A 12,449-nucleotide genomic window follows, 5' to 3' on the forward strand; every position below is an offset into this window, starting at 1 on the left:
ACAAAAATCGGCAGTCATCGCCGATGACAGCGACGCGAATTGCGCTATGGTTCTCTTCCAAAGAAGCGGCCGACAGAGCCGCGCCTCAGGAGGAAGACCATGGATGTGAAGACCATGGACGTGACGCGCCGGGACTCCGGCCATCTCATGCTGATCACGCCGGAGCGCGTCTTCTACGCCGGGCTGCTCGGCCGTCCGCGCCAGCGCTGCTCGGGCGCGTGCCATATCTACGTCGCGCTCACCGGCAGCCTGCGGCTGATTCCCGATGGCGGCGAGGAGCGTTGCGGCGAGCTGCTGGTCGTGCCGCCCAACAGGCAGCACACGATCGAGAGTGATTATCGCACCGTCATCGTCGTGACGATCGAGCCGGAGAGCGTGCCGATCGGCGCCTTGGACCGCTTCGCGAGCAAGGTCACCCGCGAGGCGGAGGCCTATGCCTGCCGCATCCGCGCCGCCTATGAGGAGCTGGTGCAGCGGCCGCTGAGCGGCGACGTCACCAGCGCCGTGTTCGACCGGCTGTGCTTCGGCGAGGTGCTGCCGCAGCGGACGCTCGATCCCCGCGTGGTCAAGGCGATCGGCCTGATCAGCCGCTTCTCCGGCGAGCCGGCGACCGCCGAGAGCTGCGCCGCCGCCGTCGGGCTCTCGACGTCGCGCTTCCTGCATCTGTTCAAGGAGGAGACCGACATCTCCTTCCGCTCGTTCCGCGCCTGGAAGCGCGCGCGGCATCTGCTCAACTACGCCAACCAGGACCTCAACCTGGCGCATCTCGCGCAGGACATCGGCTATCCCGATTCCACGCATTTCAGCCACTCGATCCGCCGCTTCTACGGGCTGAAGCCGCGCGCGATCTTCTCCGGCTCGCGCGATCTCGCGATCTACCGCGCCGGCGAGGCGGCCTTGACCACCTGATCCGGCTTGTCCGCGCGCCGCGACAGGGCGGCGCGCAGCGGAAACTTCGACAGTTCGAGCATGATCAGCGTCGTGATCGCGGCGGCTGCAGTCAGCGCGAGATCGTCGGCGTGCAGCGGTCCGAACCGGAACAGCGCCGCAGCGGCAGGCAGCGTCAGACTTGTCGCGAGCACGGCGACGACGAAGCCGATCACCAGCAGCAGCATGCGGTTCGGCCGCAGCAGCGCCTCGCGCAGCGAGCTCGAGAACGAGCGGTTGACGAAGATCAGGCTGACGATCACCGACACCAGGCTGAAGAACACCAGCGCGCGGAGCTCGTCGTCCGGCATGCCATTGCGGTGTGCAAGCAGCAGTACGCCGCCCGTGGCGAGCATCGCCAGGATGCCCTGCAGCGCCCCCCACAGCACCAGCGGCCGCGGCAGCAGGGGCTCCTGCGGATCGCGCGGCGGCCGCCGCATGATGTCGCTCTCCTCGGTCTCGGCCTCGAACACCAGCGAGCAGACGGGATCGATGATCATCTCGAGAAACGCGATGTGCACGGGTCCGAGCAGGAGCGGCAGGCCGGTGACGAGCGGCAGCAGCGCCAGCCCGGCGATGGGAAAGTGCACGGCGAGGATGAAGCTCATCGCCTTGCGCAGATTATCGTAGATGCGGCGGCCGAGCCGGATCGCCTTGACGATCGAGCCGAAATCATCGTCGAGCAGCACGATCGCCGAGGCCTCGCGCGCGACGTCGGTGCCGCGGCCGCCCATGGCGATGCCGATATGCGCGGCCTTGAGCGACGGCGCGTCGTTGACGCCGTCGCCGGTCATCGCGACGATCTCGCCGTCGGCCTTGAGCGCGGTGACGATGCGCAGCTTCTGCTCCGGCATGATGCGCGCGAACGCCGTCGGCGCGCGCGCCGCAAGCGCCAGGGCGTCGTCGTCGAGATCGGCAAGCTCGGGGCCCGCGATGACGCGCTCGGGATCGATCCCGGCCTGCCGCGCAATGGCGGTGGCCGTCGCGGGATAGTCGCCGGTGATCATGATGACGCGGACGCCGGCGGCGCGGCACTCGGCGACGGCATCCTTCACCTCCGGGCGCAGCGGGTCGGCGAAGCCGACGAGACCGCGGAATGAGAACGCGAAGTCCTGCTGCGCGTCGGGAAGCGCCTCGCCGCTCCAGCTCGCCTCGGCGACGCCGAGCACGCGCAGGCCCTCGGCGGCGAGCGTCTCGACGCGCGCCTGCAGCGCCGCCAGCGCGCCGCCGTCGACGCCGCACAGCTTCGCGATCGCTTCCGGAGCACCCTTGGCCGCCGCGACACCGGCGCCGTCGCGCGACCAGACGTTGGTCATCGCCAGCAGGTCGGGGCGCAAACCGTAGCGCCGCTGCAACGTGGCGCCCGCGGTGGCGTCGGCGCCGAGCGCGTGCAGCGCCTTCTCCATCGGATCATGCGACTGCGGGTCGCAGGCGAGCACGGCGGTGGCGACGAGATCGCGGAACGGCGGTGCGATGGCTTCCGGCGTCGCCGTCGCAGGCTGCAGCACGCCGCCGTCCGGCAGCACCAGCCGGGCCACCATCATGCGGTTTTGCGTCAGGGTGCCGGTCTTGTCGGAGCACAGCACGGTGGCGGCGCCGAGCGATTCGATTGCCGAGGCGCGCCGCGTCAGCACCCGCGCCTGCGAGATGCGCCAGGCGCCCATCGCCAGAAACACCGTCAGCACCACCGGGAATTCCTCAGGGAGCATCGACATGCCCAGCGCGATGCCGGCGAGGATTCCCTCCAGCCAGCCGCCGCGGTACATCGCATAGAGCACGACCGTGATCGCAACCACGATGGCGCCGCCGATCGCGAACGCCACCACCAGGCGCCGGGTCTGCTGCCGCAGCCGCGGCGTCTCGGTCTCGAGCGCGGTCACCGACTGGCCGATCCTGCCGATCGCCGTGTGCGGCCCTGTCGCCATCACCTCGGCGATGCCGCCGCCGCGCACCACCAGGCTGCCGGAGAAGACGAAGGGCTGGTCGTCGCCGCCGGCCATGGTTGCCGCGTCCATCGCTTCGCCGGCGGCCGGCCGCTTGCGCACCGGCACGGATTCGCCCGTCAACAGCGATTCATCCGTGAGCAGATCGTCGCAGTCGCGCAGCACCGCATCGGCTGCGACGCGATCGCCCTCCGAGAGCACGATGAGATCGCCGCGCACCACCTCGCGGCCGGCGATGCGGATGCGCTCGCCGTCGCGGATCACCAGGGCGCGCGGACTGGACAGGTCGCGCAGCGATTCCAGCACGCGCTCGGTCCGCGCCTCCTGCACGATGGTGATGAAGACGGAAGCCGAGGCGAACACGCCGAGCAGGATCGCCTCCGCCGTGTCGCCCAGCGCGAGATAGATGCCGGCGCCGCCCAGCAGCAGGAGCAGCATCGGTTCCTTCAGAACGTCGGCGACGAGGCGGAGGATCGAGCGCGAGCCTGCTTGCGGCAGCTCGTTGAAGCCCTCCGTCTGCAGCCGGCGCGCGGCTTCCGCCGCGCTCAAGCCATCGGGAAACATCGGCGCAGGTTGTGGGTCGGTCGACATTGCACGCCCGTGAGGAGGAGAGCAGGAACCGCTTAGCGCCGTTTCCGGCCGCGGATTTGACGCAAAGCAATATCCGGTTGCGCTGCATGTCACCAGCGAGTCAACGCAAGCAGATCCCGGCGTGCGACCGTCATATACGGACCCTATCAGCACAGCGCCGCCTGCGCGCAGCCCATCGAACGAGTGCCATGAGCGACAAAGCCGTCATCACCTGCGCGCTGAACGGCGTGCTCACCGATCCCAGGCAGCATCACGTGCCGGTCACGCCCAAGGAGATGGCGCGCGAGGCGCGGCGCGCCTATGACGCGGGTGCGGCGATTATGCACATCCATCTGCGCCAGCAGGCCGCTGGCAAGGGGCATCTGCCGTCCTGGGACGTCGACGTCTCCCGCGAGATCCAGCAGGCGATCCGCGAGGCCTGCCCCGGCGTGATCATCAATCACACCTCGGGCGTGTCGGGACCGGACTATCAAGGCGCGCTCGACTGCATCCGGCAGACCCGGCCGGAGATCGCGGCCTGCAATGCCGGCTCGCTGAACTACCTCAAGGTCAAGGCCGACAACACCTGGGCCTGGCCGCCGATGATGTTCGACAATTCGGTCGAGAAGATCCAGGACTATCTCGCCGCGATGAAGGACGCGCACACGATCCCGGAATTCGAATGCTTCGATGTCGGCATCGTGCGCTGTGTCGGGATGTATCGCCAGACCGGCATGTATGACGGCCCGCTCGAATACAACTTCGTGATGGGCGTCGCGTCGGGCATGCCGGCTGATCCCGAGTTGCTGCCGATCCTGCTCAAGCTGAAGCTCGCCGAGGCGCATTGGCAGGTCACCGCGATCGGCCGCGCCGAGATCTGGCCGCTGCACCAACGTTGCGCCGAGCTCGGCGGCCATCTCCGCACCGGACTGGAGGACACGTTCTATCTCGCCGACGGCACCAAGGTGACCTCGAACGGCCAATTGATCGAGGCGATCGCCGCCTGCGCAAGGCGGACGGGCCGCGAGATCGCAAGCCCCGCCGAGGCGCGGCAGATGTTCGGCACCGTCAACTGATGCGAAGTGCTCCGTCATTGCGAGCGCAGCGAAGCAATCCAGAGTCGTGGGCGGGGCCCTGGATTGCTTCGTCGCTGCGCTCCTCGCAATGACGCCGATGGGGAGGAGTAAATCAATGACCAATCTTGAGACCACCGGCGGCGTGCCCGGTCCGGGCCGGATCGGCCGGGTTGCGATCGGCGATCTCTTGAAGCGCGCGGCGCGGCGCTTCCCGGAGCGGGTTGCGATCACCGATGGCGGCCGCCAGGTGACGTTCACCGAGCTCGAGCGCGATGCCAACCGGTTCGCGAACCATCTCCTCGCCAAGGGGCTGAAGCCGGGCGAGACAATCTCCACCGTCTGCAACAACTCGATCGAGTTCGTCAAAGCGCTGTTCGGCATCCATCGCGCCGGTCTCGTCTGGGTGCCGATCAATACGATGCTCGGGCCCGCCGACATGGACTACATCCTCGGCCATGCCGAGGTGCGGTTCGCGCTCATCGACGACAATCTGTTTGCGCAGCCGGAGCGGCGGGCGGCGCTGGAACAGCGCGGCGTCGAGCTGATCGCCGTCGATCTCACCGGGACGGCGAGGACCGCGGGGCTTGCCAGCTTCAACGACCTCATCCAGGGGCATTCGGACGTCGAGCCCGAGATCGAGATCAACGACCGCGATCTCGCGATGATCATCTACACGTCGGGCACGACGTCGCGGCCGAAGGGCGCGATGCATTGTCACCTCGCCGTGGTGATGGCCGTGATGAGCAACTGCATCGAGATGCAGCTCTCGCGCGACGACGGCATCACCGGGCAGTTCCCGCTGTTCCACTGTGCCGGCCACGTGCTGCTGCTCAGCTATCTCTCGGTCGGCGGCCGCATGGCGCTGATGCGCGGCTTCGACCCGGTCGCCTGCATGGAGGCGATCGTGCGCGATCGGCTGACCGTGTTCGTCGGTCTGCCGTTGATGTACCAGGCCATCCTCGATCATCCGCGGCGCAAGGAGTTCGACCTCTCGCATCTGCGCACCTGCCTCTACACCATGGCGCCGATGGGCCGGCCGCTGCTGGAGCGCGCGATCAAGGAGCTGTGTCCGAACTTCGCGCTGACCAGCGGCCAGACCGAGATGTATCCCGCGACGACGATGTCGCGGCCCGAGGTCCAGCTCAACCGCTTCGGCAACTACTGGGGCGAGTCGCTGTTCGTCAACGAGACCGCGATCATGGACGATGCCGGCAATCTGCTGCCGCCGGGCGAGATCGGCGAGCTGGTGCATCGCGGGCCGAACGTGATGTTGGGCTACTACAAGGATCCGAAGTCGACCGAGGACGCCCGCAAGTTCGGCTGGCACCACACCGGCGATCTCGCGGTCATCGACAACGGCGAGGTGCTGTTCCTCGACCGCAAGAAGGACATGATCAAGTCCGGCGGCGAGAACGTCGCCTCGGTCAAGATCGAGGAGACCCTGCTGGCGCATCCGGCGGTGCAGAATGCCGCCGTCGTCGGCCTGCCGCATCCGCAATGGGGCGAGGCGGTGTCGGCCTTCGTCAAGCTCAAGCCCGGCGCGCAGGCCAGTGAGACCGAGCTGCTCGAGCACTGCCGCAAGTCGCTCGGTGGCTTCCAGGTGCCGAAGCTGGTGCGGGTGCTCGAGGAGATGCCGATGACGGCTACCGGCAAGCTGCGCAAGGTCGAGCTGCGCCAGGCCTATGGCGAGCATTTCGCGGCGAAGAGCGCGTGAGCCGTCTACTCCACTTCCTCCGTCATTGCGGGATGACCCGAAGGGCCAGGCCCGGAATCCATACTCCCCATCGTGGCGATGGATTCCGGGCTCGCGCTCCGCGCGCCCCGGAATGACGCCAAATGAGAGAACCCGTCCGTGGCCGTGATCGACAACACCGTCTCTCCCTCCGGCGCCGCCTTCCAGGCCAACCGTGACGGCATGCTCGGCCTGATCGCGCGGATGCGCGATCTCGAGGCGCGCACGCGCAATGCCTCCGCGGCGGCCAAGGAGCGCTTCCATCAGCGCGGTCAGTTGCTGCCGCGCGAGCGCGTCGCCCTGGTGCTCGACCCTGGCGCGCCGTTCCTCGAGCTGTCGACGCTTGCCGGCTACATGTTCGATACGCCGGACCCGGCCAAGAGCGTGCCGGGTGGTGGCGTCATTGCGGGTATCGGCTTCGTCGCCGGCGTGCGCTGCATGGTCTCGGCCAACGACGCCGGCATCGACGCCGGCGCGCTGCAGCCTTACGGCCTCGACAAGACCTTGCGCGTGCAGGAGCTGGCGCTGGAGAACAAGCTGCCCTACGTGCAGCTCGTCGAGAGCGCCGGCGCCAACCTGCTGCGCTACCGCGTCGAGGATTTCGTCCGCGGCGGCAACATCTTTCGCAACCTGGCGCGACTCTCGGCGGCCGGCCTGCCGGTGGTCACCGTGACGCATGGTTCGTCGACCGCGGGCGGTGCCTATCAGACCGGATTGTCCGACTACATCGTCATGGTGCGCGGCCGCACCCGCGCCTTCCTCGCCGGACCGCCGCTGCTGAAGGCCGCGACCGGGGAGATCGCCACGGAGGAGGAGCTCGGCGGCGCCGAGATGCACACCTCGATCTCCGGGCTCGGCGACTATCTCGCCGAGGACGATCGCGACGCGCTGCGCATCGCGCGCGAGATCATGGGCAAGCTCAACTGGGACCGGCCATCGCAGGAGCCGTCGCCGGTCAAGCCGCCGCGCTACGATCAGGAGGAGCTGCTCGGCATCATGCCGCTCGACCACAAGCGTCCCGTTGACATGCGCCAGGTCATTGCGCGCATCGTCGACGACAGTGACTTCGTCGAGATGGCTCCGAACTACGGACCGGCCACGGTGTGCGGCCATGCCCGCGTCGAGGGCCAGGCGATCGGCATCGTCACCAACAACGGCCCGCTCGATCCGGCGGGCGCCAACAAGGCGACGCACTTCATCCAGTCCTGTTGCCAGACCCGAACGCCGATCCTCTATCTCAACAACACCACAGGCTACATGGTAGGCCGCGCCTATGAGGAGGCCGGCATGATCAAGCACGGCTCCAAGATGATCCAGGCGGTGACCTCGGCGACCGTGCCGCAGATCACGCTCTATTGCGGCGCCTCGTTCGGCGCCGGCAATTACGGCATGTGTGGCCGTGGGTTCCACCCGCGCTTCTGCTTCTCCTGGCCCAACGCCAAGACCGCCGTGATGGGTGGTGAGCAGGCGGCGGAGACGATGGCGATCGTGACCGAAGCGGCCGCGGCCCGCCGCGGCAAGCCGGTGGAGCGCGAGAAGCTCGACGCCATGAAGGCGCAGATCATCGGCGTGTTCGACAGCCAGATGGACGTATTTGCGACCTCGGCGCGCGTGCTCGACGACGGCGTGATCGATCCGCGCGACACCCGCGCGGTGCTGTCGGAGGTGCTGGCGATCTGCCGCGAGGCGGAGGCGCGACGGCCGCAGCGCATGCAATTCTCGGTGTCCAGGCCATGAGCGGAGAGATGACGGGAATGCAACGCAGGCCGTTCCACAAGGTGCTGATCGCCAACCGCGGCGAGATCGGCTTGCGGATCATGCGCACCGCGCGCCGGCTCGGCTACGGCGTGGTCGCAGTCTATTCCGATGCTGATCATGGTGCGCCGCATGTCCGGCTCGCCGATCAGGCGGTCCGCATCGGCGCGCCACCGCCGGCGCAATCCTATCTGAACATTGCCGCGATCATTGCTGCGGCCAAGGCGAGCGGGGCCGATGCCGTGCATCCCGGCTACGGCTTTCTCGCCGAGAACGAAGGATTCGCGCAGGCCTGCGAGGAGGCGGGGCTGGTCTTCATCGGACCCTCGCCGGTGGCGATCGCGGCGATGGGCAACAAGGCCGGCGCCAAGGACATCATGCACCGCGCCGGGGTCCCCTGCGTGCCCGGCTATCAGGGCGAGGACCAGGGCGACGAGGCGATGCTGCGCGAAGCGCGCCGCATCGGCTTTCCCGTGATGATCAAGGCCGTGGCCGGTGGAGGTGGCCGCGGCATGCGGCTGGTGACGGATGCGGACGCCTTTCCCGACCTGCTGCGCAGCGCACGCTCGGAAGCCGCGACGGCGTTCGGCGACGGCACCGTCATCCTCGAGAAGGCGATCGCCAATCCGCGCCACATCGAGATCCAGGTGTTCGGCGATTCGTTCGGCAATGCCGTCCATCTCGGCGAGCGCGACTGCTCGGTACAGCGGCGGCATCAGAAGCTGATCGAGGAGGCGCCGTCGCCGGCGGTCGGGCCGGAGCAGCGCGCGCGCATGGGCGCGGTGGCGGTGCAGGCGGTGAAGGCGCTGGGCTATGAGGGAGCGGGGACGCTGGAATTCCTGCTCGACGGCGACGGGCAGTTCTACTTCATGGAGATGAACACGCGGCTGCAGGTCGAGCATCCCGTGACAGAGGCCTTGACGGGACTCGATCTCGTCGAATGGCAATTGCGCGTCGCCGCCGGCGAGCCGCTGCCGTTGCGCCAGGAGCAGATCAGCTTCTCGGGTCATGCGATCGAGGTGCGACTATGCTCCGAGGATGCGGCACACGACTTCATGCCGCAGTCCGGGCGGATGGCGCTGTGGCAGATGCCCGAGACGATCCGGGTCGAGCATGCGCTGGAGTCCGGCGCGGAGATCCCGCCCCATTACGATTCGATGATCGCCAAGCTGATCAGCCATGCTGCGACTCGTGAGGAGGCGCGCGGAAGGCTGATCGCCGGATTGGAGCAGGCCGTTGCCTTGGGCGTCCCGACCAACCGGGCCTTCCTGATGTCCTGCCTGCGGCATCCGGCCTTCGCCGCGGGCAAGGCGACCACCGCATTCATCGCGGCGCATCGCGACGAGCTGCGTGCGCCGGCCGCCGAAGCGGCAGACCTCGCGCTGGGCGCGCTGCTGCTCTCCGTCAGCCATCCGCTCGCGCATCCCGTCCGCCGCGGCCGCTCGCTCGCGGCTGCCTTCGCGACGCCGCTCCGGTTCGAGATCGCCGACGAGGTGGCCGAGTGCGAGCTGCTGCGCGAGCGTGATGGAATCTATCGCGTGACGCGTGGCGATGCAGAGCATCGCTTCGAGATCGTATCGCTCACGGATGATGCGATTCGGGTTCGTCACGCCGAGATCGTCGAGAGCGTGCGCTTCGTCCGCGACAACGATCGGCTGTTCGTCCAGCATCGCGGCCAGACGCTGGCGCTGCGCGACGTGACGTTGGCCAGGCCGCAATCCTCAGCGGCTGGCGGCGGTGATGGCAGGGTTCGCGCAGCGTTGAATGGTCGTGTGGTCGCGGTGCTGGTGAAGCCGGGCGACAGCGTGGCTGTGGGACAGCCGGTGGTGACGCTCGAGGCGATGAAGATGGAGCACGTCCACACCGCCGGCATCGCCGGAACGGTGACCGCGATCGAGGTTGCCGAGGGCGACCAGGTGACGACGGGCCGGATCGTGGCGGAGATTGCGGCCTGATCGTCGGGCAGGGGAGTGAGCTACGGGAAGATCTGCGACGAAGGCAATCATTGCTTGTCGCAGCGCGTGTGTGCCGACATCTTGCGGCTTGCTCGGTGCACCTCTCCCCGCTCGCGGCAGGGGAATCGCATATGGTGAAAGAGGCTGGGCGCGCAGTTTTTTCGCGACCATCCTTCGAGACGCCCGCCTTCGGCGGGCTCCTCAGGATGAGGGCCTTTCTCCGCCGCAAAGCTGTTGATCCTCATGGTGAGGAGCGTCGCTCTTGCGACGCGTCTCGAACCATGAGGCCATGAAAGGTCCGCCCGGGAAAACCATATGCGATTGCCCTGCCGCTCGCGGGGAGAGGTCGGATTGCATCGTCAGATGCAATCCGGGTGAGGGGGGTACAGGTCTATCCACGTATACTTCTCGTGCGGCTGCCCTCACCCCACCCCTCTCCCCGTAAGAACGGGGCGAGGGAGCCTACCGTCCGTGCCGAAATGGCTCGTTTCTCGTCTCTGCGCGTGTCTCGTCTCCAGCTGTGTGCAAACGAATTCGTCGCGAAGAAGAAAGTACGCGAATCAGCGGGGATTTAAGCTCGGTCGCTTGCGACTCTCACTCGTGCAACTGACGGCGTAGCGCCGCGACCAGCCGTGACGTCTGGAACGGCTTCGACAGCAGCGGTGCCGTGGCGAATTCCTCCGGGCATTGATCGACGGAATAGCCGGTGACGGCGACGAAGGGCACGCCGGCCGCCGCCAAGGCGCGCGCGATCGGCGCCGATGTTTCCTGCCCGAGATTGACGTCGAGCACGGCAAGATCGCAATGATTCCGCTCTAGCAGATGGAGGGCTTTGTGCACGGTCGGCGCCACGCCGACCACCGTGAATCCGGCGGCTTCCAGCTCGACCGCGAGGTCGAAGCCGATCATGGGATCGTCCTCGACGATCAGGAGATGAGTCTTCTCACTGGCGCGCATGATGACGGTCGCGGCAGAGGCGTTGCAGGGGGCACCTCAGGTGCCAGCGCAGTCCGGCCGGCAGGAACTCGACCTCGACCGTTCCATCCAGGCCGGCGCGCACCAGGTCGGAAATCACCCGGCTGCCGAAACCGGTGTGCTCTGGCGGCGCGACCTCAGGCCCGCCGCTCTCGACCCAGGTCATGTCGAAGCTGTCATCGATGCGCAGCCAGCGGATCGCGATCCGTCCGTCGTCGTTCGACAGCGCACCATATTTGGCGGCGTTGGTGGCGAGCTCGTGAACCGCCATGCCGATCGACTGCGCGGCCTCCGGCGTCAGCTCGATCGATGGTCCGTCGATCGCGATGCGGTTGCCGATCAGGTCGTTGAATGCGCCGAGCTGCGAGCGGACGAGGCCGTCGAGCGGAATGAAACGCCAATCGTTCTGAATCAGGAGATCCTGATTGCTCGCGATCGCCTGCAGGCGCTCCAGAAAGCGGTTGAGGTCGAGCTGGCGGCCGTGACGGGTCATCTGCCGGGCGATCGCCTGCACCAGCGACAGCAGGTTCTTGCTGCGGTGGTTCACCTCGGCCAGCAAGGTGCGCAACTGCTCTCTTGTCTGGCGCTTGTCGGTGATGTCACGCACGATCTTGGAGGCGCCGATGATGCGGCCGCTGGAATCCCGGACCGGCGAGACCGTCACCGATACGTCGATGAGTGCCCCATCCTTGCGCAGGCGGATGGTCTCGAAATTGTCGATGATCTCGCCGGACAGCACGGTGGCAAGGATCCGGTCCTCCTCGGCCTGGCGCTCCTGCGGGATGATCGTGCGGATCGAGTGGTTGATCATCTCGCCTTCCGAGAAGCCGAAGATGCGTTCGGCGCTCTTGTTCCAGCTGGTGATCGTGCCGTCCAGCGTCTTGCTGACGACGCCGTCCGAGGACGAGGCGACGATGGCCGCGAGCATCGCCGACGCACGCTCGGCCTTCTTCGACAGCGTGACGTCGCGGATGATTTTGGAGATGCCGACGATCACGCCGGTGCTGCTGCGGATCGGTGAAAACGTGATGGAAACCTCGATCGGGCGTCCCGGCTTGGTCAGCCGGACGGTCTCGAAGCTCTCGATCGCTTCGCCCGCGTTGACCCTGGCGCGCAAGGCGCTCGCTTCTTCCGCCAGCTCGGGGGGTATGATCTCGGAGACGGATCTGCCGATCATCTCAGCCGCGGTGAACCCCAGCATCCGTTCGCTAGCCGCATTCCAGCTGCGGATGATGCCGTCTGCGGTGGTGCCGACAATGGCGTCGGCCGAGCACTCCACGATCGCCGCCAGATAGGCCGTATCGTCGTCGGTTACGCGTGGGGCGGGGGAGGCGCCGGGCATTCCGTGCACGTCGCAGGCTCCTTGCTAACAGGTCGACAGAGAAGACGCCGCGCACGGGATTACCAACTTGTTTGTGTACAAATGCAAGGGCTATCTCGATCGCTGCTTGTTGTTGGTTTTTCCGGCAACGAGGACAGGACGGCTTGCCGCCAGCAGACCCCCCAGGGGCCGTGC

The 12,449-nt window shown here is 67.3% G+C and carries 8 protein-coding genes; 5 read left to right on the forward strand and 3 right to left on the reverse strand.

The features are described from left to right. Nucleotides 1–114: 114 nt before the first annotated feature. Nucleotides 115–909, forward strand: a complete 795-nt coding sequence (locus ACQR2C_RS14740) for a helix-turn-helix domain-containing protein (RefSeq protein ID WP_315801776.1) — start codon at nucleotides 115–117, stop codon at nucleotides 907–909. On the opposite strand, the gene ACQR2C_RS14745 is transcribed toward ACQR2C_RS14740, so the two are convergent. Beyond that, nucleotides 876–3,461 carry a cation-translocating P-type ATPase gene (locus ACQR2C_RS14745; RefSeq protein ID WP_434881471.1) on the reverse strand — a complete coding sequence of 862 codons (2,586 nt, stop codon included), beginning with the start codon at nucleotides 3,459–3,461 and terminating at the stop codon, nucleotides 876–878. The two genes, ACQR2C_RS14740 and ACQR2C_RS14745, sit on opposite strands and share 34 nt — an antisense overlap. Before the next feature lie 188 nt (nucleotides 3,462–3,649). Between ACQR2C_RS14745 and ACQR2C_RS14750 the strand changes: the two genes are divergently transcribed. The 4 genes from ACQR2C_RS14750 (at nucleotide 3,650) to ACQR2C_RS14765 (ending at nucleotide 9,958) form a co-directional block, all read left to right on the forward strand. After that, nucleotides 3,650–4,516, forward strand: coding sequence for a 3-keto-5-aminohexanoate cleavage protein (locus tag ACQR2C_RS14750; RefSeq protein ID WP_434881472.1), 867 nt, complete (start codon nucleotides 3,650–3,652; stop codon nucleotides 4,514–4,516). Between the two features lie 115 nt (nucleotides 4,517–4,631). Next, complete coding sequence (locus ACQR2C_RS14755) at nucleotides 4,632–6,230, forward strand: AMP-binding protein (RefSeq protein WP_434838154.1); 1,599 nt, start codon at nucleotides 4,632–4,634, stop codon at nucleotides 6,228–6,230. Between the two features lie 138 nt (nucleotides 6,231–6,368). Beyond that, complete coding sequence (locus tag ACQR2C_RS14760) at nucleotides 6,369–7,985, forward strand: acyl-CoA carboxylase subunit beta (RefSeq protein ID WP_434881473.1); 1,617 nt, start codon at nucleotides 6,369–6,371, stop codon at nucleotides 7,983–7,985. Between the two features lie 17 nt (nucleotides 7,986–8,002). Next, complete coding sequence (locus tag ACQR2C_RS14765) at nucleotides 8,003–9,958, forward strand: acetyl/propionyl/methylcrotonyl-CoA carboxylase subunit alpha (protein ID WP_434881501.1); 1,956 nt, start codon at nucleotides 8,003–8,005, stop codon at nucleotides 9,956–9,958. Nucleotides 9,959–10,552: 594 nt separating this feature from the next. Here ACQR2C_RS14765 and ACQR2C_RS14770 read toward each other — a convergent pair. Continuing rightward, a complete protein-coding gene (locus ACQR2C_RS14770; RefSeq protein WP_315801667.1) occupies nucleotides 10,553–10,915 on the reverse strand; it encodes a response regulator in 363 nt (120 codons plus the stop codon). Beyond that, the gene (locus ACQR2C_RS14775; RefSeq protein WP_434881474.1) at nucleotides 10,902–12,284 is read right to left on the reverse strand and encodes a sensor histidine kinase; all 1,383 of its coding nucleotides are present in this window, start codon (nucleotides 12,282–12,284) and stop codon (nucleotides 10,902–10,904) included. The genes ACQR2C_RS14770 and ACQR2C_RS14775 overlap by 14 nt, the downstream gene beginning before the upstream one ends. Between the last annotated feature and the right edge of the window lie 165 nt (nucleotides 12,285–12,449).

Source organism: Bradyrhizobium sp. HKCCYLRH3061 (assembly GCF_051168015.1).
Lineage (GTDB): Bacteria > Pseudomonadota > Alphaproteobacteria > Rhizobiales > Xanthobacteraceae > Bradyrhizobium.